Origin of the sequence: Citrobacter werkmanii (assembly GCF_008693645.1) — a bacterium.
GTDB lineage: Bacteria > Pseudomonadota > Gammaproteobacteria > Enterobacterales > Enterobacteriaceae > Citrobacter > Citrobacter werkmanii.
Genome location: NZ_CP044101.1, coordinates 697243 through 718295, shown reverse-complemented (window position 1 = coordinate 718295; position 21053 = coordinate 697243). Strand labels below are relative to the sequence as shown.

General features: G+C 54.2%; 17 protein-coding genes. 9 read left to right on the top strand and 8 right to left on the bottom strand.

All coding sequences use genetic code 11. The features are described 5' to 3' along the window. Both tamB and tamA read right to left on the bottom strand, forming a co-directional pair. Nucleotides 1-3777 carry an autotransporter assembly complex protein TamB gene (gene tamB, locus FOB24_RS04130; RefSeq protein WP_150344536.1) on the bottom strand — a complete coding sequence of 1259 codons (3777 nt, stop codon included), beginning with the start codon at nucleotides 3775-3777 and terminating at the stop codon, nucleotides 1-3. Then, complete coding sequence (gene tamA, locus FOB24_RS04125) at nucleotides 3774-5507, bottom strand: autotransporter assembly complex protein TamA (RefSeq protein ID WP_069324750.1); 1734 nt, start codon at nucleotides 5505-5507, stop codon at nucleotides 3774-3776. The genes tamB and tamA overlap by 4 nt, the downstream gene beginning before the upstream one ends. 212 nt (nucleotides 5508-5719) lie before the next feature. Between tamA and msrA the strand changes: the two genes are divergently transcribed. Further along, on the top strand, nucleotides 5720-6358 hold the full coding sequence (msrA, locus tag FOB24_RS04120) for a peptide-methionine (S)-S-oxide reductase MsrA (protein ID WP_087857486.1): 639 nt from the start codon (nucleotides 5720-5722) through the stop codon (nucleotides 6356-6358). A gap of 151 nt (nucleotides 6359-6509) precedes the next feature. Continuing rightward, nucleotides 6510-7850: a hemolysin family protein gene (locus tag FOB24_RS04115; RefSeq protein ID WP_003025713.1), complete on the top strand. Its 1341-nt coding sequence runs from the start codon at nucleotides 6510-6512 to the stop codon at nucleotides 7848-7850. Nucleotides 7851-7917: 67 nt separating this feature from the next. Here the strand turns inward: FOB24_RS04115 and FOB24_RS04110 are convergent, their stop codons facing one another. Beyond that, the gene (locus tag FOB24_RS04110; protein ID WP_003025710.1) at nucleotides 7918-8124 is read right to left on the bottom strand and encodes a DUF1107 domain-containing protein; all 207 of its coding nucleotides are present in this window, start codon (nucleotides 8122-8124) and stop codon (nucleotides 7918-7920) included. Nucleotides 8125-8451: 327 nt separating this feature from the next. On the opposite strand from FOB24_RS04110, the gene FOB24_RS04105 reads away from it, so the two are divergent. Continuing rightward, the gene (locus FOB24_RS04105) at nucleotides 8452-9009 is read left to right on the top strand and encodes a YtfJ family protein (protein WP_038636612.1); all 558 of its coding nucleotides are present in this window, start codon (nucleotides 8452-8454) and stop codon (nucleotides 9007-9009) included. On the opposite strand, the gene cysQ is transcribed toward FOB24_RS04105, so the two are convergent. Then, nucleotides 8999-9739, bottom strand: a complete 741-nt coding sequence (cysQ, locus tag FOB24_RS04100; RefSeq protein ID WP_038636607.1) for a 3'(2'),5'-bisphosphate nucleotidase CysQ — start codon at nucleotides 9737-9739, stop codon at nucleotides 8999-9001. The genes FOB24_RS04105 and cysQ overlap by 11 nt on opposite strands. Before the next feature lie 186 nt (nucleotides 9740-9925). Between cysQ and FOB24_RS04095 the strand changes: the two genes are divergently transcribed. Then, the gene (locus FOB24_RS04095; protein ID WP_110496168.1) at nucleotides 9926-11869 is read left to right on the top strand and encodes a bifunctional 2',3'-cyclic-nucleotide 2'-phosphodiesterase/3'-nucleotidase; all 1944 of its coding nucleotides are present in this window, start codon (nucleotides 9926-9928) and stop codon (nucleotides 11867-11869) included. A 62-nt stretch (nucleotides 11870-11931) separates the two neighbouring features. Here the strand turns inward: FOB24_RS04095 and FOB24_RS04090 are convergent, their stop codons facing one another. Further along, nucleotides 11932-12312 carry a winged helix-turn-helix transcriptional regulator gene (locus tag FOB24_RS04090; protein WP_038642973.1) on the bottom strand — a complete coding sequence of 127 codons (381 nt, stop codon included), beginning with the start codon at nucleotides 12310-12312 and terminating at the stop codon, nucleotides 11932-11934. A gap of 90 nt (nucleotides 12313-12402) precedes the next feature. Between FOB24_RS04090 and FOB24_RS04085 the strand changes: the two genes are divergently transcribed. The 3 genes from FOB24_RS04085 (at nucleotide 12403) to FOB24_RS04075 (ending at nucleotide 15202) form a co-directional block, all read left to right on the top strand. Further along, a complete protein-coding gene (locus tag FOB24_RS04085) occupies nucleotides 12403-13251 on the top strand; it encodes an SDR family oxidoreductase (protein ID WP_150344535.1) in 849 nt (282 codons plus the stop codon). Nucleotides 13252-13332: 81 nt separating this feature from the next. Continuing rightward, nucleotides 13333-14157, top strand: a complete 825-nt coding sequence (locus FOB24_RS04080) for an AraC family transcriptional regulator (RefSeq protein ID WP_137351294.1) — start codon at nucleotides 13333-13335, stop codon at nucleotides 14155-14157. A gap of 76 nt (nucleotides 14158-14233) precedes the next feature. Further along, the gene (locus FOB24_RS04075) at nucleotides 14234-15202 is read left to right on the top strand and encodes a DMT family transporter (RefSeq protein WP_150345555.1); all 969 of its coding nucleotides are present in this window, start codon (nucleotides 14234-14236) and stop codon (nucleotides 15200-15202) included. Between the two features lie 61 nt (nucleotides 15203-15263). On the opposite strand, the gene FOB24_RS04070 is transcribed toward FOB24_RS04075, so the two are convergent. After that, entirely contained in the window at nucleotides 15264-16835 is a 1572-nt protein-coding gene (locus FOB24_RS04070; protein WP_061382738.1) for a methyl-accepting chemotaxis protein, read from the bottom strand. A gap of 244 nt (nucleotides 16836-17079) precedes the next feature. Here FOB24_RS04070 and ytfE point away from each other — a divergent pair, with 244 nt between their 5' ends. Further along, on the top strand, nucleotides 17080-17742 hold the full coding sequence (gene ytfE / locus FOB24_RS04065) for an iron-sulfur cluster repair protein YtfE (protein WP_069324744.1): 663 nt from the start codon (nucleotides 17080-17082) through the stop codon (nucleotides 17740-17742). Nucleotides 17743-17825: 83 nt separating this feature from the next. Here the strand turns inward: ytfE and cycA are convergent, their stop codons facing one another. Further along, a complete protein-coding gene (gene cycA, locus FOB24_RS04060) occupies nucleotides 17826-19235 on the bottom strand; it encodes a D-serine/D-alanine/glycine transporter (RefSeq protein WP_038636591.1) in 1410 nt (469 codons plus the stop codon). Nucleotides 19236-19543: 308 nt separating this feature from the next. Then, nucleotides 19544-20164, bottom strand: a complete 621-nt coding sequence (gene fklB, locus FOB24_RS04055) for an FKBP-type peptidyl-prolyl cis-trans isomerase (RefSeq protein ID WP_038642968.1) — start codon at nucleotides 20162-20164, stop codon at nucleotides 19544-19546. Between the two features lie 219 nt (nucleotides 20165-20383). On the opposite strand from fklB, the gene FOB24_RS04050 reads away from it, so the two are divergent. Further along, nucleotides 20384-21034, top strand: coding sequence for an OapA family protein (locus FOB24_RS04050; protein WP_085048460.1), 651 nt, complete (start codon nucleotides 20384-20386; stop codon nucleotides 21032-21034). Nucleotides 21035-21053: the final 19 nt, after the last annotated feature.

Below are 21053 nucleotides of genomic sequence, written 5' to 3'. Positions count from 1 at the left end.
CTAAAACTCGAACTGATAGAGCAAATCAAGTGCCTGATCTACGCCAGACACTGCTTCCAGATATAGCTTAGGCATCAGACGATAACGTAGCGTGAGTGTCGCTAAGGAGTCAAATATACCCACACCATATTTCACCTGCAGACCTGGCAGTACGTATCCGCTGACAACGACCTGAGATGAGTCACCCACCCCTTGCGTGTCCAGTGCCAGATTGCTTACGCCAAATGTCTCCCCGATTTTACCCACAACCTGACCACTTTGTGCAACCCCCAGGCCAATAAGCATTGAAGTCATCGCCGCGCTGTCGCTCTGTTCACTATCCAGTCCTTGCCCACGAAGCAGGTAGGACAGCGCCATTTGCTGCGACATCGCCGGGTCGGAGAAGATCTCCGCTTTCGGTTCATCAGCCGTGCCCGTGACGCGAACGCCGGCGATCACGTCATCTTCTGTAGCATCCGGGTTACGAATCGCTTCAATATTGAGCAACGGCTGATCCGGCGGACCGGAGAATAACAGCTCGCCCTTACGCACAATCAGATCCTGACCATAGGCATGGAAGCGACCGCTCGGGATATTAATCTGCCCGTTAAGCCCCAGCCCCTGTTTATCCTGCACCACCTTCAGATCGCCCGTCAGACGCGCTTTCAAACCAAAGGCATCAAGACGCACGTTATTACCGACGTGGATATTCAGGTTGCTGTTGATCGGGATCCCGGCGGTCTGTGGTTTCTCGGGCTGCAGATCGTTATTAAGCATCACCATATCGCTGGACACCCCTACCGCGCTTTCCGGCAGATCGTGGACCACGATACGCGCCCACGGCACATCGACATTGCCGTTCAGGGTAAACAGGCTCGGTGTCGCTTCAAATTCCACATCCGGCGAGACATCCAGACGCACCATCGGCGGCACGGTGATCCGCACCCGGCTGCCTTTCGCCGCAACGCGCGCCCGCCAGTTGTCTATTTGACTCCAGTCTGCGTCGCCGCTCAGGTTGATTTCCCCCTGCTGCGTACGCACCACACCCGCCAACGTTGAGCGTGTTCCGGTGAAGTTAACGGCTAACTGGCTTGGCTGCATGTCAAACGGCATAAAGTTACCGTCGATATCCAGTCCGCTCAGTTGCAGTTGTCCAAGCAGTTGCGGGCTTTGCACATCGCCGCCCAGACGCAGGTTGGCGTTGATCATCCCCGCGGCCTTTTCACCACGTGAGAAGATAGGGTTCACCATCGCCAGATTGAAGTTGCGGATATTGACGTTGCCGCCCAGGTTACGGCGCCCTTGTGGATCCGTCACCTGCACCTTTCCGTCAAACTGCCCGTTATTAGTCAGGCGAATCAGCCAGCCCAGCTCGGCACGGTTGTCGTGCAGGTCGGCGGTCAGATTCAACGTTTCAAATGCCACAGGCAGCGGCGCATCGTTCACGCTTTGCGTGACCTTCACGTTACGCCCGGAAAGCGTGACCTGCCCCTGCGGCAGCCCCTCTTTGGTCGTGTCCCAACTGACATCGGCTTTGCCGGTGAACACCCCGCTGGCCTGAGTCGTATCCGGCATAAACGGTTTCAGCATCGCCAGGTCGAAACGGTTGAGATTCACCACCGCGCGTCCTTCTGCACCAGCATCAATGGTTTGTGGTACGCACAGCTCCGCATTCGGGTTGTTCCAGCAATGCGGTCCAATGCTGATTTTTTGTTCCTGATTGCGATAATCCAACGCGATCGCACGATTGAGCGCCCACGGACCAACCGGCGTCTGGAAACGGGTATTGCTTAATTCCCCTTTCCAGCGCTGCTCTTTGCGATCAAAGCTGCCTGCCAGGGAGAGCTGCCCTGAGACCGGCTCGCCCTGAATGCGCAGCTGTAGCTCATGCTGCTTCTCACTGCCTTTGGCATCGAGCGTCACCAGGCCGATATTCACGTCAGGTTGTACAATCCGTTCTACGCGAACGTTGAGATTACCGGCGATTTGCTCCGCCGATTTCACGTCGCCTTCGACGCGAACCTGAGCAACGGAAAGCTCCTGCCAACGCAGGCCGCGGGCGGTGATGTCCGCCAACAGCTGTGGCGCTTCTACCGTACCGCGAACTTTTACCAGCCCTTTCGCCGTGCCACCTAATCCCGGCAGCGCGTTATCCAGGCTCGGGGCATCAATCGTCGCGTCGAGATTGAGGTCCTTAACCCCCAGTTCCCCTTTCACGTCCGCACTGTTGCGCCCCAGTTCCAGATGCAGGCCCGGGATCGTCCACTGCAGGTAGCTGTTCCCCTTCAGCGAGCCGTTTACATTAACCTTGTTCTGCTTCACGTTACCGGTCAGCTTCAGCTCAGGAATCTCCATCTGCCAGCTTCCGCCGTACAGACTGCCGCGCGTTTTCACCAGACCATTCAGCTTTGACGGCCAGTCCGGGATTGTTTTCGCGGTGTTGATACCATCCAGCGTTAACTCCCCGCGCCAGCTGATCGCCTGCTGCCAGTCCACCAGCGCTTTCAGTTCGGTTTTCCCTTCCAGCGCCGCAATGCTCAGTTTGTCGAGATTAATCTGCTGTTCGTTGCCTTTGGCGTCCAGCGTAATGGTAGCCGGAGGAATATCCTGCCCTTTCACCGCGGTACGCATCGACAACGTATAGTCGGTCATTTTGCCGGTCAGCTTGAGCTTAATGTCATCGGCCTGGAATTGCTTGTCGCCGGTAAACGGCCAGTAAACCTGCTTACTCACCACTTCCAGATTGAGCGGTAATCCGGCTTCTGCCAGACGCGTTTGCGCACGCAGGTCCATATCAACCGGGCCAGACAGATTGACGCCGACTTCCAGCTGGTCACGCAGCGCGCCGCCGACCTTCAGCTTCACCTTTTCGCCTTTTAATGGATCGACGTTCAGCGTGCTGTTGAGGGTAATATCTACCGGCCATGTGTTGGTGAGCTGCGCCGTACCGCTGGCGTTTACCGTGCCCTGATTAGAGTCGATATCCAGCGCGTCGAGCTTCATGTTGCCGTCAATACTGCTCACTTTGAGCAGCATGTTATGCACCGTTAAATCCGTATCCCCGGTCACGCGCAGTTGCTCGCCGCGAAACTCTTCAATATTGAGGTTGAGCGGCAGATGGACATCGGTCATTTCCGGTAGCACCGGCTTTGAGAACAGATCTTTTAGCGTTTCGCCGAGCGGTTTTTCATCCGGCTGCGGGTTTTGAATCTTCGGTTCAACGACCTCTTCCTGCGCCACTTCCGCCACTTTAGGCAGGGCAATCAGCAGGCCCTGTAATGACGTTGGCTTCAGGGTCAGCGTTTTTTCCTGCCAGTTCAGGCCGGAGGTAAAATCGAGCACTGAAACCGTGGTGTCATCGATTTTGATATTGATGTTGTTGAGCGCCACGCGTGAAAGCGTAATCGGATAAGGTGTGGAAAGGTTAAGCGGGCCGCTATCCTCTTCCTCAACCGGTGCTGAAGGCGGCATCTTTTTGCTGTCGATCGCCACGTTGATATTTTTCAGCGACAGATCGTTGACGCACAGGCTGCTATCCCAAAGACACTCCAGCCCGACGGCCAGATGCACTTCGCCGGCATTCACCGCCACGCCAGGCTGGTCATAACGAATATTTTTGAGCGATAAATCCCGCCAGCCGCCGGTGACCTGACCAATTTCCAGCCCCGGAACCCAGCGATTAGCTGCTTTGAAGATCAGGTGCAGGCCCGAGGTGGTGCCGACAAGAAACGCCACCGTGCCTAACAACAGCAGGATAAAAATCAGCACGCCGAGGCTTATCTTCTTCCATAAACTCATAATTCAGGCCCCAGACCGATGTAAAACTGTAAACCATGTTCATCTTTGTCGCCGACAGGAACGGCAAAGTCGAGCTTGATGGGACCGACCGGCGATTGCCAGCGTACGCCGACCCCGGCGCCGGTTTTGAAATCGCTTTTGCGGATATCGCTGACCGCTTCGCCGCTATCGACAAACATCGCGCCCCACCATTTCCCGGTCACGTTGTACTGGTATTCCAGCGAGCCGGTTGCCAGCTTCGAGGCCCCTTTCAGCTTACCGTCGCTGCCTTCAGGCGAAATAGATTTGTATTTATAGCCGCGAATACTGCGATCGCCCCCGGCGAAGAAACGCAGATCCGGCGGCACTTTGTCGAAGTCCCCGGTTTCAATCCAGCCGAGGTTACCGCGCATCACAAAGCGATGCCTGTCGTACAGCGTGCGGATCCAGACGTTTTGCGCCTGGAAGACGGAGAAATCAACGTCTGAGCCCCAGGCCGTATTGGAGTAATCAATGGAATAACGCTGTGAATCGCCCCAGACGGGCATCAGACCGCCGCGCGAACGCGTCCGGCTAATCATCACGCCCGGATAGAGCAGCATAGTGGTATTGGTGACGTTACCCTGCGTAAAGTGGTCGAGGCTCCAGCGCAGGTTAATCGCGCGCTGCCAGCCACTGGAGAGATCCCAGTAGCGGGAAACCGCAAGCGTCGTGGAGTCCTGCTCGGTGTCGTTTAAATCGGTACGCTTAAAGCCGCCCTGCACCAGGTAATACTGCTCCAGCGGGTTCTTTAACAGCGGCATTTTATAGCTAAAATCAAGGACCTGCTCTGGCGCAGAGATGCTGGCGCTGGTGGTCAGGCTGTGGCCATAGGAGTTCATCCACGGCTTTTTCCACGAGGTCTTTACCCGTGGCCCGACGTCAGTGGAATAACCAACCCCGGTTTCGATGGTGTTTTCGGTACGCGGCGAGACCACGCCTTTTAGCGGCAGCACTTTGGTTTTGCGGGCTTTATCAAATTCCGGCGCGACAACCACAGAATTAAACCATCCGGTCGCCGACAGACGACGGTTCAATTCCCCCAGATCTTTCGACTCGTACGCTTCACCTTCTTTAAATGGCACCAGGTTTTGCAGGTACTCATCACGAATTTGCGAGCCTTCAAAGGTGACATGCCCAAAGCGATAGCGTTCGCCGCTGTTGTAATCGATATCCCAGAACGCCTGACGGCGCTCAAGCGCTATTCCAAGCTGACTTTTATTAAATTCACTGTCGAAATAACCTTTGCGCAGCGCCACGCTGGTGAGGGATTTTTTGAAGTTGTCATAGTCTCCCTGATTCAGCACGGTGCCGATTGCCGGGCGCGTTTTCAGCAGATCCAGGTAATCTTTATCCGTACGCGCGCCACCGCGCAGAATCACTTCGGTGCCGCCAATCAGCACCGGCTCGCCGGGGGTTACTTTGGCAATCAGCACCTGGCGTCCTTTCGCCGGTGGCGGGCGCAGCTCAAAATCGATGGTCGGCTCAAAGTAGCCCAGCGCTTTTAGCCCTTCGCGGATGGCATCATCAACGCGCGCACGAAAGCGTCGGTCTGGCGTGACTTCATCACTTTGAATCGTGGACAGCTGCGCACGGACGTTTTTCTCCAGCGGTCCTGATAATCCTTCGACCTGTAAGCGAACATTCGCGGCGGCGGCGGAGCCACTTAAGCACAGTAATCCCACCCAACATAACTGACGGATATGTGGCACATTTTCTCCTGAATATCCTTTTTTCCCACCCCTGGAAAAAAATACTATGCCGTTCCTCGGCTTAACAAAAAATCAACAATAAGAGTTGAAAAACAGACGGCAACCCAAATATTTCTTATGTTTAACTCTAGACGTATTCATGCCGTTTATTGTGGGCAAAGACGCGTCTCGTTACAACCTTAACCCAAATGACTGATTTCGGGAGAACGGCCATGAGTTTATTTGATAGAAAGCATCTCGTTACTCAAGCAGATGCGCTACCTGGACGCAACACCCCGATGCCAGTGGCAACGCTGCATGCGGTTAACCAACATTCGATGACCAACGTGCCCGACGGTATGGAAATCGCCCTTTTCGCCATGGGATGTTTCTGGGGCGTGGAGCGTTTATTCTGGTCATTACCCGGCGTGTACAGCACCGCAGCCGGATACACCGGCGGCTATACCCCTAACCCGACCTATCGGGAAGTTTGCTCTGGCGATACCGGGCATGCCGAGGCGGTACGCGTCGTCTATGACCCGCATGTTATCAGCTACGAGCAACTGCTGCAGGTGTTCTGGGAAAATCACGACCCGGCGCAAGGTATGCGCCAGGGGAACGACCAGGGTACGCAGTATCGTTCCGCTATTTATCCCTTAACGCCAGAGCAAACCGCCGCAGCACAGGCCAGCCTTGAGCGTTTTCAGGCGGCGATGAACGCCGCTGGCGACGAGCGGACCATTACAACGGAAATCAGTACGGCAACCCCGTTCTATTATGCCGAAGACGATCACCAACAATATCTGCACAAAAACCCTTATGGATACTGTGGAATTGGCGGGATTGGCGTGTGTTTGCCACCACAAGGATAAATTTCCCCCTCTGGCGACGTTACAGTACCTTACGCTATACTAGCTTCTGAATTTACCGGCTCACTTCCACGAGCCGGTTTTCAATGTGTATTTCACACGGATTTATCAACTTCTCCCTTCCGAGGATCTGACCCGAACGGTCGGATAAGATATGTTAAACAGTATTTTAGTCATTCTCTGCCTGATCGCCGTGAGTGCGTTTTTCTCGATATCCGAGATCTCGCTTGCCGCATCACGCAAAATCAAACTTAAACTGCTTGCCGATGAAGGCAATGTAAACGCACAGCGTGTTTTGAAGATGCAGGAAAACCCCGGCATGTTTTTTACCGTGGTGCAGATTGGCCTTAACGCGGTCGCCATTCTCGGCGGTATCGTTGGTGATGCGGCCTTTTCCCCGGCGTTTTACAGTCTGTTCTCAAAGTACTTCGCTCCAGAGCTGTCCGAACAGTTAAGTTTTATTCTGTCCTTCTCACTGGTTACTGGCCTGTTCATCCTGTTCGCGGATTTAACCCCGAAACGCATCGGTATGATTGCGCCAGAAGCTGTGGCTTTGCGTATCATCAACCCGATGCGCTTCTGTCTGCTGGTCTTCCGCCCGCTGGTGTGGTTCTTTAACGGTCTGGCAAATAACATTTTCCGCCTGTTTAAAATCCCGATGGTGCGTAAAGATGACATCACGTCAGACGACATTTACGCCGTGGTCGAAGCCGGTGCGCTGGCGGGTGTTCTGCGCAAGCAGGAACATGAGCTGATTGAAAATGTGTTCGAACTGGAATCCCGTACCGTACCGTCTTCAATGACCTCGCGTGAGAACATTATCTGGTTCGATCTTCACGAAGACGAGCAGAGCCTGAAGAACAAAGTGGCGGAACACCCGCACTCCAAATTCCTGGTGTGTAACGAAGATATCGACCACATCATTGGCTATGTCGATTCAAAGGATCTCCTCAACCGCGTGCTGGCCAACCAGAGCATGGCGCTGAACAGCGGCGTGCAGATCCGCAATACGCTGATTGTCCCGGATACGCTGACGCTCTCTGAAGCGCTGGAAAGCTTCAAAACCGCAGGCGAAGATTTTGCCGTCATCATGAACGAGTATGCATTGGTGGTGGGGATTATCACGCTCAACGATGTGATGACGACGCTGATGGGCGATTTAGTTGGTCAGGGCCTGGAAGAGCAGATCGTGGCGCGTGATGAAAACTCATGGTTAGTCGACGGCGGTACGCCGATTGATGACGTCATGCGCGTCCTGGATATCGACGAATTCCCGCAGTCCGGCAACTATGAGACCATCGGCGGCTTTATGATGTTCATGTTGCGTAAAATCCCGAAACGCACCGACTCGGTGAAATATTCAGGCTACAAATTTGAAGTGGTGGATATCGATAATTACAAGATCGATCAGCTGCTGGTGACGCGTCTGGACAGTAAACCTACCGTTCTGGTCCCAAAACTGCCGGATGCGAAGGAAGAGGCGAAGGCGTCATAGCGCCTTGCAGAAACATCAACGGCTCCAGTCCTGGAGCCGTTTTTTTAACTACCGCATAGCACTTTGATCAAGCCATCTCAGTTTGCAGACGCAAGACCTGACGGTTAACTTCGGACATCACCGAAAAATGCAGCTTGTCCTTCACTTTTGGGATAAGAATCTTACCCTTATCAAATTCAAAAGCGCCTACGTCCTTGATATATAACCGTCCACGAAACAGGATCTTCACGTACTTCGCCACCTGCAGCGGGTTGTATCGTTGGAAAATTTTCATTGTTGTCTCCTGCTGAGCATTACGCCTTTGCGGTACCACAATCGGTCCGACAATCCTCAGGCGCAAATTTTAATGCCCTATGACTATAGACTATCTCGTTGATGTTTCCAGCGTGTATAAGTTTATTTACCTTCAAGTTACAATTATTCAGAATTATCTTTTCAACGCTTCGCTGTCTTCAGTATAAGCCTTCGATTTTCGCAGGATTTGTGCGCCCGTCCGCAAACTGGCATCGCGCTTGCGGGAAAAAGCATCAATCGCACATATGATTAAATTCCAGACCCAAGTGGTCGGATCACCTGCAAAATAAAGAAAGAAGGAAAACCTATGACCTTACGAAAACTGCTGGCGCTGTCGTGCCTGCTGCTGCCGATGATTGCCTCCGCCCATAAGTTTGAGACTAACCAGCGCGTACCACCGGTGGGGATCGCCGATCGCGGCGAACTGATTCTTGATAACGATAAGTTTAGCTACAAAAGCTGGAATAGCGCGCAACTGCCCGGCAAAGTACGGATTGTGCAACACATCGCCGGGCGCACCTCCGCTAAAGAGAAAAACGCGAACCTGATTGAAGCCATCAAAGCAGCGAACCTGCCGCACGACAAATACCAGACCACCACTATCGTCAACACGGATGACGCCATTCCCGGCTCCGGTATGTTTGTGCGCAGCAGTCTGGAGAGCAACAAGAAGCTCTATCCATGGTCACAATTTATTGTCGACAGCAACGGCATTGCGCGTAAAGCCTGGCAACTGGATGAAGAAAGCTCCGCTATTGCGGTACTCGATAAGGACGGACGCGTACAGTGGGCAAAAGATGGTGCATTAACGCAGGAAGAGGTGCAGCAGGTGATTGCCCTGCTGCATAAATTGCTCAGTAAATAGAGACCCGGAAGCCGGGGTTGAGGAACGATTCACGTGGGGTGTAGTCCAGCGGTTTCCCCTGCCAGTCGTGAACGTGCGCTCCGGCTGCGGCGGCAACGGCGTGGCCAGCGGCGGTGTCCCAGACGTTAGTTGGTCCAAAACGCGGATACAGCTGCGCGTGCCCTTCCGCCACCAGGCAGAATTTCAGCGACGAGCCAATCGACGTGGTCTGGTGTTCGCCCAGTTGTTGCAGATACTCTTTTAACTCATTGTCGGCATGCGAGCGGCTAATTACCACCAGCGGTGGACGCGCGTCACGTACCAGGATCTGTTTGCGCACACCGCACTCTTCTTTCCACGCTTTACCTTCTGCCGCGCTGTACATGACCTTCATTACTGGCGCGTAAACCACGCCAAGCACCGGCTTTCCCTGTTCAATCAGCGCAATATTGACGGTAAATTCACCGTTACGTTTAATAAACTCTTTGGTACCGTCCAGCGGGTCCACCAGCCAGTAGCGCTGCCAGTGCTGGCGAACATCCCAGCCAGGAGGAGCTTCTTCAGACAGAACCGGAATATCCGGCGTCAACGCCTGTAATCCTTCGAGGATCACCGTGTGCGCAGCGATATCCGCCGCCGTGACCGGAGAATCATCCTGCTTGCTGGTAATCTCCATCGGTTTGATTCCATCGTAGACCTGCATAATGGCATCGCCCGCGTTCCGTGCAAGCTGGCATACATGTTCTAACATTCTCCACCTCGTTTGTCAGTGGTGTTAACTCGTTGTTTTACTTATACCCGATCGTCAGGGGATCCGCCAACTGTGATAGCGTCTGCGGTTTTAAACGCTATATTCATGTCATGATTCACAGTTCTGTAAGCAAGAAGATTTATATACATTTTCTTTTGTGGCTTAGATCTTAAAAGGATGCCCCTGATGATTAAGTTTAGTGCAACGCTTCTGGCAACGCTGATTGCAGCCAGCGTGAATGCCGCGACCGTCGATCTGCGAATAATGGAAACCACTGATTTACATAGCAATATGATGGATTTCGATTATTACAAAGACACGCCGACTGAAAAATTTGGCCTGGTGCGCACGGCAAGTCTGATCAACGCCGCGCGTAGTGAAGTCAAAAACAGCGTGCTGGTTGATAACGGCGATCTGATTCAGGGCAGCCCGCTCGGGGATTACATGGCGGCCAAAGGGCTGAAAGCGGGCGAAACTCACCCGGTATATAAGGCGCTCAATACGCTGGATTACGCGGTGGGCAACCTCGGCAATCATGAATTCAACTATGGTCTGGCGTATTTGCATAACGCGCTGGCCGGAGCGAAGTTCCCCTACGTTAACGCCAATATCATCGATGTTAAGACCAAAAAGCCGCTATTTACGCCTTATTTGATCAAAGAAACTGAAGTGGTCGACCAGCAAGGTAACAAGCAGACGCTGAAGATTGGCTATATCGGCTTTGTGCCACCACAAATCATGACCTGGGATAAAGCTAACCTTAGCGGCAAAGTGACGGTAAATGACATCACCGAAACCGCGCGTAAGTATGTGCCGGAAATGCGGAAAAAAGGCGCTGATGTCGTGGTGGTGATTGCTCACTCCGGCCTTTCTGCCGACCCGTATCAGACGATGGCGGAAAACTCCGTTTATTATCTCAGTGAAGTACCGGGAGTGGATGCCATTATGTTTGGTCATGCTCACGCCGTTTTCCCGGGTAAAGATTTTGCCAATATTAAAGGCGCGGATACCGCGAAAGGCACGCTCAATGGCGTACCGGCGGTGATGCCGGGCATGTGGGGCGATCATCTGGGCGTCGTGGATTTGGTACTGAATAACGACAGCGGTAAATGGCAGGTCAGCCAGGCGAAAGCAGAGGCACGCCCCATTTATGACGCCGCGGCGAAAAAATCACTGGCAGCAGAAGACAAAAAAATCGTTGAGATCCTGAAAGCCGATCACGACGCCACTCGTGAATTCGTCAGCAAACCAATTGGTAAATCCGCCGACAACATGTACAGCTACCTGGCGTTGGTTCAGGATGACCCGACCGTGCAGGTGGTGAATAACGCCCAGAAAGCCTATGTGGAACATTTTATTCAGGGCGATCCGGACCTGGCAAAATTGCCGGTACTTTCCGCGGCCGCGCCGTTTAAGGTCGGTGGACGCAAGAACGATCCGGCCAGCTTTGTCGAAGTCGAAAAAGGCCAGTTAACCTTCCGTAATGCCGCTGATTTGTATCTCTATCCCAATACCCTGGTGGTCGTGAAAGCCAGCGGCAAAGAGGTGAAAGAGTGGCTGGAATGTTCCGCCGGGCAGTTTAATCAAATTGATATTCACAGCAGCAAGCCGCAGTCGCTGATCAACTGGGATGGGTTCCGTACTTATAACTTTGACGTGATCGACGGCGTGAATTATCAGATCGATGTGTCACAGCCCGCCCGCTACGACGGCGAGTGCCAGACCATCAACCCAAAAGCAGAGCGGATTAAGAATCTGACCTTTAACGGTAAGCCTGTCGACCCTAACGCCACCTTCCTCGTCGCGACCAACAACTATCGCGCCTATGGCGGTAAGTTTGCCGGAACAGGAGACAACCACATCGCGTTTGCGTCACCAGATGAAAACCGCTCGGTGCTGGCCGCATGGATTGGTGCTGAGACGAAGCGGGCCGGTGAAATTCATCCGGCGGCAGATAACAACTGGCGTCTGGCGCCGATTCACAGTGATACGCCACTGGATATTCGTTTTGAAACGTCACCGTCTGAGAAAGCCGCAGCGTTTATCAAAGAGAAAGGGCAATATCCGCTGAAAAAAGTCGCTACCGATGATATCGGCTTTGCGATTTATCAGCTGGATTTGAGTAAGTAACTCTCGTGCCGGATGCGACGCACTAGCGTCTTATCCGGCCTACAAAACACACTGCCAACCTATCACGCAACCCGCTCTTCCCGTTGCGCCAAAACCTGCGGCAAATTCAGTTCTATCCAGTCCGCCAGCGCGGCGACTTTATCGCTCACCTGCTCACCCAACGGCGTCAGACTATATTCCACGTGCGGCGGCACCACCGGATAGGACACCCGATTGATAAACCCGTCCTGCTCCAGCGCCTGCAGGGATTGCGCCAACATCTTTTCGCTGACGCCGCCCATCTTCCGGCGCAAATCGCTAAAGCGGTGCGTACCGTCGCGCAGCGCCACCAGAATTAACACGCCCCAGCGGCTGGTGACGTGTTTTAACACCTCGCGGGAGGGACACTGTTCGGCAAACAAATTGCCATCGCGTAATTGCTGGGAGAGGGTCGACGCTGTCATTTTCATACTAACCTTTTTGTGCGTACTTACTAAAAGTTAGTTTAAGTGTTAGCGTGATTAAACACAAGACCAATACCAAGGAGTTACCCCATGATCGCAATTACCGGTGCCACCGGCCAACTGGGCCAACACGTTATTGAATCGCTACTGAAAACCGTTCCTGCCAGCCAGATTGTGGCTATCGTGCGTAACCCCGCTAAAGCGACGGCGCTTAGCCAGCAGGGCATTACCGTTCGCCAGGCGGATTACAGCGACGAAGCCGCCTTTACGACTGCCTTACAGGGTATCGACAAGCTACTGCTGATCTCCTCCAGCGAAGTGGGACAACGTGCCCCACAGCATCGCAACGTGATTAATGCAGCAAAGGCTGCCCACGTGAAATTTATCGCCTACACCAGCCTGCTGCACGCCGACACCTCCCCGCTGGGGCTGGCCGATGAACACGTCGCCACCGAGAAGATGCTGGCTGAATCCGGTATCGCTTATGCGCTACTGCGCAACGGCTGGTACACCGAAAACTATCTCGCCAGCGCGCCAGCTGCACTGGAACACGGCCTCTTTATCGGGGCGGCGGGAGAAGGCAAAATCGCCTCGGCAACCCGCGCCGACTATGCCGCTGCCGCCGCGCGCGTCATCAGTGAAGAGGGGCACGCCGGTAAAACCTACGAACTGGCGGGCGATGCAGGCTGGACCCTGAGCCAGTTGGCTGCCGAGCTGGCAAAGCAGAGCGGTAAAAAAGTGGTGTATCAGAACCTGAGCGAAGCTGATTTTGCCGCGGCGCTGAAAAACTTTGGTCTGCCTGCCGGGCTGGCGGAGATGCTGGCTGATTCTGACGTTGGCGCCTCTAAAGGCGGTCTGTTCGATGATAGCCATACGCTGAGCAAACTGATTGGCCGCCCAACCACCTCGTTGGCTGACAGCGTCAAAGGCATCGTGTAAGTGTTAAAAATTAGTTAATTGTGGTGGCATCCCCGCGCATCCTCTCTGATAATGACAGGATGATGCGTGGGGAGAGAAAACGTGCAAGGTGTACCTGAGCAGTTTATTGATGAGAAAGACAGCGCCCGCTTTCGCCATCTGGCGCAGGTGCCGGGCGTTGAGCTGTATCATGCACACATCTCACGTTACGCCTTTGAACCACATACCCATGAAGCGTTTGGCATTGGCGCGATAGAAGCCGGAGCCGAACGTTTTCGCTATCGCGGTACGCAGTACGTCGCGCCCGCCCATTCTGTCGTCACCATGAATCCCGATGAGCTGCATACCGGCGAAGCCGAAACCGCCGACGGCTGGCGCTATCGGATGATCTATCTTGAGCCCGATCTTCTGGAAGAGGTCACCGGGATCCGCCACTGGTGGTTTCATGACGTAACGCGTCACGATCCGCTGCGCTCGCGCCAGATCTGCTCACTGATCCACGGCCTGTGGAACACGGAAGATGCGCTGGCGCAAAAAGGGTTATTGCTCGATCTGATCGATACGTTCCAGCCGCTGGCCCGCCATGCGCCAACATCTACAGAGGGGGCGCATCGCTTTGAGCGGGTACGCGAGTATCTGCATGATAATTACATGCACCCGATAACGCTCGACGAACTGGCGCGGGTTGCCTCACTGAGTCCCTGGCATTTTCAACGCCAGTTTAAATCTCATTTCCACGTTACGCCGCACCAAATGCTGATGGCCATTCGCCTGTGGCGAGCCAAAGGTTTTCTCACTCACGGAATGCCCGCCGCAGAGGTCGCCGCCGCAACCGGTTTGACCGACCAGTCGCATCTCACCCGCGCATTTACTCATCGTTACGGCATTACGCCGGTACGTTATCAGAAGCAGGTTTATTCGCGCTAATGCGCAATCTCATACAATACGGCTGCACTCTCCCTGCCTACACTCAACGCAATGTTTAATGATGTGGATGTTAACAATGATTAGCGGCGTGCTGTACGCCCTGCTGGCAGGGCTGATGTGGGGATTAATTTTTGTCGGGCCGCTGATCGTGCCGGAATACCCGGCAGTATTACAGTCGATGGGACGCTATCTGGCGCTGGGGCTGATCGCTGTGCCGATCGCCTGGCTGGGACGCGCACGTCTGCGCCAACTGACGGGTAAAGACTGGATAACGGCGCTGGCGCTAACGATGATGGGTAACCTGATTTATTACGTTTGCCTGGCCAGCGCCATCCAGCGTACCGGCGCGCCGGTATCAACGATGATTATTGGTACATTACCGGTGGTGATCCCGGTCTTCGCCAATCTGCTCTATAGCCAGCGTGACGGTAAATTATCCTGGTGGCGTCTGTCACCTGCGCTGATATTAATTGCTATTGGCCTGCTGTGCGTGAATATCTCGGAGCTGAACCAGGGATTACCCGATTTCAGCGGCTGGCGTTATGGCTCTGGTATTGTGCTGGCGCTTGTCTCAGTGGTGTGCTGGGCGTGGTATGCACTGCGTAATGCCCGCTGGCTACGCGAGAATCCAGATAAGCATCCGATGATGTGGGCGACGGCTCAGGCGCTGGTGACGCTGCCCGTTTCTCTGCTGGGGTACATTGCAGCATGTCTGTGGCTGCATGGGCAAACGCCAGGTTTCGCCCTGCCCTTCGGCCCGCGTCCGGATGTGTTTATCGGCCTGATGATAGCCATTGCGGTATTGTGTTCGTGGGTGGGCGCGCTGTGCTGGAACGTCGCCAGCCAGAAGCTGCCGACGGTGATCCTCGGCCCGCTGATTGTCTTCGAAACGCTGGCTGGCCTGCTGTATACCTTTATGCTGCGCCAGGCTTTTCCGCCGCTGCTGACGCTAAGCGGTATTGCGCTACTGGTAACAGGCGTGGTAATTGCGGTGCGGTCAAAACCGCAGAAACCGGCGGTAGTGCCGGTTTCAGGGGATGCCTGATGGCGCTGCGCTTATCAGGCCTACAAGGACTGTACGATCTCATGTAGGCCGGATAAGGCGTTTACGCCGCCATCCGGCGCGACACTTTAAATACCGCCACGGTCTGGTTCAGTCGTGCAGCCTGCTCTTCAAGCGCGGCGGCAGCGGAAGCGGACTCCTCCACCAGCGAAGCATTTTGCTGCGTCACGCGATCCATCTCGGCAACGGCCTGGCCTACCTGATCGATACCCCGGCTCTGTTCATCAGAAGCAGAGGCAATTTCGCCCATAATGTCGGTCACGCGGGTCACGGCGCTGACAATCTCCGCCATCGTTTCGCCTGCTTCATGCACCAGCGCCGTACCGGCATTGACCCGATTGCCCGAGTCATCAATCAGCGCCTTAATCTCTTTTGCCGCCTGAGCGCTACGCTGCGCCAGAGTACGAACTTCGCCAGCGACCACGGCAAAACCACGGCCCTGTTCGCCCGCACGCGCCGCTTCTACCGCCGCGTTCAGCGCCAGAATATTGGTCTGGAAGGCAATACCGTCGATAACAGAGGTAATTTGCGCGATTTTGCTGGAACTGGTGGCGATTTCGTCCATCGTACGCACTACGCCATCAACCACGGTTCCACCTTTCAGCGCCGTCTGTGAGGCGTTTTTTGCCAGACTGGTCGCCTGACGCGCGTTATCCGCGTTCTGCTTCACGGTGGCGGTGAGTTGTTCCATGCTGGCAGCGGTCTCTTCCAGAGAGGCAGCCTGCTGCTCGGTACGTGAAGAGAGATCGTTACTGCCTGCGGCAATTTCACCCGCGCCGGTGTAGATAGTGTCAGCCCCGTCACGCACCACGCTGACCGTATTCGCCAGCGCCTGCTGCATGTCACGCACATTACTTGCCAGCAGCGCCATTTCATTGCTGCCATCGGCGTTGATGCTATGCGTCAGGTCACCCGCAGCGATGTGGCGAATATGTCCCATCACCTCGTGGAGCGGCTTGAGCAACACGCGCTGCATCGCCAGCCAGCTGGCGACAATCACAGTGACGACAGTCAACATCACGGCAGACAACAGCCAGATTATCTTGCGGTAATCACTCTCATTGTCCTGCACGCCGGCAGTGGCCAGCGCCGTTTGCGCGGCACGCCATTCCCGATATACTTCCTGCATGGCCGTCTGCTTCTGCTCAGCATTCTGCTTGAACATCTCTTCCAGCTTACCTTCAGCCAGCAGCGCGTTCATTTTAGCCAGCGTCGCAGAATAGATGCCGTACTGTTCTTCCAGTCGATCGGCCAGACGCTCATCCAGCCCCGGCGTTTCTGGCAGGGCGTAGTATTTATCGTAATGCTCTTTCGACTCGGCCAGCAGACGATTTGCCGTGTTCACCAGTTCTTTCAACTGACCACCGTTGATCTCGCTGGCCATCGTTCCCTGTAAACGCAGCATCCCCCGGTTGAGCGTGACGCGAGCCTGGTTCAGGCTAATCCACGCATCGGTAAATTCAGCCACGTTCTGACTGGAAAGCTGAGAGACATTAAAGTTCTGTTTATCGTTATTGAGTGCGCCAATAAAGACGCCTGCGGAGATGAGCTGCATCGCGCCCAGCGCGAGTAACACGGTGATAAGTAAGGTTATCACTTTGATTCGTTTGAACATCTGTTGCCTTTTATTATGCAGGTATTGTCTGAGGTCTAACTATCGGCAGCGGCGTGCGCTTATTTAATCTTGTGACGCGGCTTTTTTCGCCATTTTTCCCCTTTTCAATAAGATTCAGCACCTTAACGAAATAAGAAATTTTCGTGACGCTCATCACAAAACACCCCACCCCGAAAGGGTTATAGCCTTCTCTATAACTTGCATTTAAAATACACCTTATATTATTGAGAATGAGGTAACGGCAATGTCTTATCGCGATCAACCTTTAGGTGAACTGGCGCTCTCTATTCCTCGCGCTTCGGCCCTGTTTCGTAAATACGATATGGATTACTGCTGCGGCGGTAAGCAAACGCTGGCACGCGCTGCCGCGCGTAAAGAGCTGGATTTAGACGCTATCGAGGCGCAGCTCGCGCAACTGGCTGAACAGCCGTTGGAGAAAGACTGGCGTACCGTGGCGCTGGCTGAAATCATCGACCATATCATCGTGCGCTATCACGACAGACACCGCGAACAGCTGCCGGAACTGATCCTGCAGGCCACGAAAGTTGAACGCGTCCACGCAGACAAACCGAACGTACCGCGTGGTCTGGCGAAGAACCTGAGCATGCTGCATGAAGAGCTGTCCAGCCACATGATGAAGGAAGAGCAGATCCTGTTCCCGATGATTAAACAGGGCATGGGTAGCCAGGCAATGGGACCAATCAGCGTGATGGAAAGCGAGCATGACGATGCCGGTGAACTGGTCGAAGTGATCAAACACATCACCCATAATGTGACGCCGCCGCCAGAAGCCTGCACCACCTGGAAAGCCATGTATAACGGCATTAACGAGATGATCGACGACCTGATGGAACACATCAGTCTGGAAAATAATGTGTTGTTCCCGCGTGCCCTCGCAGGTGAATAAAAAAAGGCGCCCGAGAGCGCCTTCCTGAAGTCCGAATTCGGCCACTGCTTATGTGGCCTTTTTTATGTCCGATATGGCTACGCCTAACGCACGCCTGCCATACGTTTCTTACCGATAAACAACCAGCCCAGACCCAGCGCGATGAACCACAGCGGCGTCACGATCAGCGCCTGGCGAGTATCCTCTTCCAGCGTCAGCAGTACCAGTACGAAAACAAAGAACGCCATACACACCCAGCACATCAGCTTACCGAGCGGCATCTTGTAGATTGATTTTTCATGCAGGTGCGGACGCTGCTTGCGGTACACCAGGTACGAGCAAAGAATGATGGTCCATACGAACATGAACAGAATCGCCGACACGGTGGTGATCATGGTGAACGCGCCAATCACGCTCGGATTCACATACAGCATCACCACGCCGCCCAACAGGCAGATACAGGAGAAGGTTAAACCTTTCGCCGGAACCGCGCGTTTAGACAGCTTGGCAAACGCTTTAGGTGCCACGCCTTCCTGCGCCAGACCAAACAGCATACGACTGGTTGAGAACACGCCGCTGTTTGCGGAAGAGGCCGCAGAAGTTAGCACCACAAAGTTGATCAGGCTCGCCGCCGCGGGCAGACCGACCAGGACAAACAGTTCAACGAATGGGCTCTTGGATGGCACCACCGAGCTCCACGGCGTGACGGACATAATCACAATCAGCGCGAAAACGTAGAACATGATGATACGGATCGGGATCGAGTTAATGGCGCGCGGCAGAGATTTCTCCGGGTCTTTGGTTTCCGCAGCGGTTGTCCCCACCAGCTCAATGCCCACAAACGCGAACACCGCAATCTGGAAGCCGGCAAAGAAGCCGCTCAGCCCTTTCGGGAACCAGCCACCGTCATTCCACAGATGCGTGAACGATGCCTGAACGCCAGTTGGCGACTGGAAGTGCGTCAGCACCATCACCAGGCCGACGACAATCAGACCGATAATGGCAACGATTTTGATCATCGCAAACCAGAACTCCATCTCACCGAACATTTTTACCGTGGCGAGGTTAAGGCTCAGCAGCAGCACGATCACCGCCAGCGAGGCGACCCAGTCTGAGAGTTCAGGGAACCAGAATTGCGCATACGCCGTAATGGCGACAACGTCGGCCATCCCGGTAACAACCCAGCAGAACCAGTAAGTCCAACCGGTAAAATACCCGGCCCATGGCCCAAGCAGGTCGGAGGCAAAATCACTAAATGATTTGTACTCCAGATTCGAGAGCAGCAACTCTCCCATTGCCCGCATCACGAAAAACAGCATGAAACCGATGATCATATACACAAAGATGATCGACGGTCCGGCAAGACTAATAGTTTTACCGGAGCCCATAAACAGGCCGGTACCGATAGCGCCGCCAATGGCAATAAGTTGAATATGACGGTTTGTGAGATTGCGCCGTAGCGACTGTTCAGACGAAGCCTCTTCTGCGGCTTCGACTTTTACCTGATCTACCATGTTTTTTCTTCCTGTACCTGTCTGTGTTGTTCAGGCTCTACGGCCTTTAGTGTGTCTATGATACGACGATCCTGTTAGCAGGACTCATCGATATTAGGTAAGAATTGGCGGGATGAATACTAAGATTTAGATATAATGTTAATTTAATGTTTAAAGTGAGTGTCATATCACTCTGATAGCGCGAATCAGCTCACAAAAATACACGCTGGTGAGGCATTTGCAAGATAAAATATCGACAACGGCGTAACTATAGCTTTTCACTCTATTTCTTTGCTCCCCCCGGCCTCGGGGGGAACAGAAGTCACTGCTTACAGAATCTCAAGCAGTTCAACGTCGAATACCAGCGTGCTGAACGGAGGAATGGACGCGCCAGCGCCACGCTCGCCGTAAGCCAGTTCCTGAGGAATCGTCAGTTCCCATTTGGAACCCACCGGCATCAGAGTCAGCGCTTCAATCCAGCCAGGGATGACGCCGTTAACCGGGAATTCAGCCGGTTCGCCACGTGCGACAGAACTGTCGAACACGGTACCGTCGATCAGTTTACCGGTGTAATGCACGCGAACGCGGTCGGTGCGTGCCGGGATAGCACCTTCGCCCTGGGTCAGAACACGGAACTGCAAACCGGATTCAGTGCTGTTCACGCCCTCTTTCTCACGGTTTTCTTCCAGATATTTAACGCCATCAGCGGCCATAGCCTGGAAACGCTCGCGACGAACTGCATCAGCACGCTCGTGGATTTCACGCAGTGCGCGATGCACAACATCAACCGGCACTGCCGGATGCTTGCCTTCCAGCGCGTCAGCGATACCCGCTACCAGCGCTTCAGGCAACAGCCCTTCCAGACCGGATTCGCTCAACTGCTGTCCTACCTGCAAACCAATGCCGTAGCTTGCTTGCGCTTCGATAGTGTCAAAAGTCGGGGTAGCCATCATATTTCCTTTCATCGGATGTAAAGTAGCGGGCAGCATATCAGCCATGCCGCATCCGGTAAAACTTTGTCTCGGGAACTGATGACAAATCGCGAGGAAAAAGAAACAATGACTATTGTCCGCATGAATGTCACGAAAGCGGGTACCCGAACAAGTATCATAGAGTTAGCGATCTATACTCTATGACTGAGGAACGAGACGCGGAGCAGGAGGAAAGCCATGCCCGGGCGCTTTGAATTAAAACCAACCCTGGCGAAAATCTGGCATGCACCGGACAATTTTCGCATTATGGACCCGCTGCCGCCGATGCACCGCCGCGGCATTATTGCTGCTGCTATCGTGCTGGTGATCGGTTTCCTGCTCCCTTCCAGCGACACCAGCGATGCACCAGTGGTCGCGCGTACTGCCCAGTTGGATTTGCAGTCGCAGTCACAGCCGCCGACGGAGGCCCAGCTTCAGGCACAACTGGTCGCCCCGCAAAACGACCCTGGCCAGGTCGCGCCGGTTGCGCCGGAACCCATCCAGGAAGGGGAACCAGACGCACAACCGCAGGCCCAGCAATCTCAGCCACAGACGCAACCTTTCCAGCCGGATAGTGGAATTGACCAGCAGTGGCGTTCCTACCGCGTAGATTCGGGTAAAACGCTGGCCCAGGTATTTCGTGACCACAATCTCCCGCCAACCGATGTGTACGCCATGGCGCAGGTAGAAGGGGCCGGAAAACCGCTGAGCAATTTGAAAGACGGACAGATGGTGCAGATCAGGCAGAATGCCAGTGGCGTAGTGACAGGGTTAACCATCGATACGGGTAATGGCCAGCAGGTCCTGTTTACCCGCCAGCCTAACGGCAGTTTTATTCGCGCCCGATAGCCAGCACACCTGATAAGCG

What these genes read in the sequence shown, in the direction of transcription:
- msrA (WP_087857486.1), top strand. Translation starts at nt 5,720, where the DNA reads ATGAGTTTATTTGATAGAAAGCATCTCGTTACTCAAGCAGATGCGCTA.
- FOB24_RS04105 (WP_038636612.1), top strand. Translation starts at nt 8,452, where the DNA reads ATGACCTTACGAAAACTGCTGGCGCTGTCGTGCCTGCTGCTGCCGATG.
- ytfE (WP_069324744.1), top strand. Translation starts at nt 17,080, where the DNA reads ATGTCTTATCGCGATCAACCTTTAGGTGAACTGGCGCTCTCTATTCCT.
- FOB24_RS04090 (WP_038642973.1), bottom strand. Translation starts at nt 12,312, where the DNA reads ATGACAGCGTCGACCCTCTCCCAGCAATTACGCGATGGCAATTTGTTT.
- cycA (WP_038636591.1), bottom strand. Translation starts at nt 19,235, where the DNA reads ATGGTAGATCAGGTAAAAGTCGAAGCCGCAGAAGAGGCTTCGTCTGAA.
- FOB24_RS04050 (WP_085048460.1), top strand. Translation starts at nt 20,384, where the DNA reads ATGCCCGGGCGCTTTGAATTAAAACCAACCCTGGCGAAAATCTGGCAT.
- FOB24_RS04075 (WP_150345555.1), top strand. Translation starts at nt 14,234, where the DNA reads ATGATTAGCGGCGTGCTGTACGCCCTGCTGGCAGGGCTGATGTGGGGA.
- FOB24_RS04095 (WP_110496168.1), top strand. Translation starts at nt 9,926, where the DNA reads ATGATTAAGTTTAGTGCAACGCTTCTGGCAACGCTGATTGCAGCCAGC.
- fklB (WP_038642968.1), bottom strand. Translation starts at nt 20,164, where the DNA reads ATGGCTACCCCGACTTTTGACACTATCGAAGCGCAAGCAAGCTACGGC.
- tamB (WP_150344536.1), bottom strand. Translation starts at nt 3,777, where the DNA reads ATGAGTTTATGGAAGAAGATAAGCCTCGGCGTGCTGATTTTTATCCTG.
- FOB24_RS04110 (WP_003025710.1), bottom strand. Translation starts at nt 8,124, where the DNA reads ATGAAAATTTTCCAACGATACAACCCGCTGCAGGTGGCGAAGTACGTG.
- FOB24_RS04085 (WP_150344535.1), top strand. Translation starts at nt 12,403, where the DNA reads ATGATCGCAATTACCGGTGCCACCGGCCAACTGGGCCAACACGTTATT.
- FOB24_RS04070 (WP_061382738.1), bottom strand. Translation starts at nt 16,835, where the DNA reads ATGTTCAAACGAATCAAAGTGATAACCTTACTTATCACCGTGTTACTC.
- cysQ (WP_038636607.1), bottom strand. Translation starts at nt 9,739, where the DNA reads ATGTTAGAACATGTATGCCAGCTTGCACGGAACGCGGGCGATGCCATT.
- FOB24_RS04115 (WP_003025713.1), top strand. Translation starts at nt 6,510, where the DNA reads ATGTTAAACAGTATTTTAGTCATTCTCTGCCTGATCGCCGTGAGTGCG.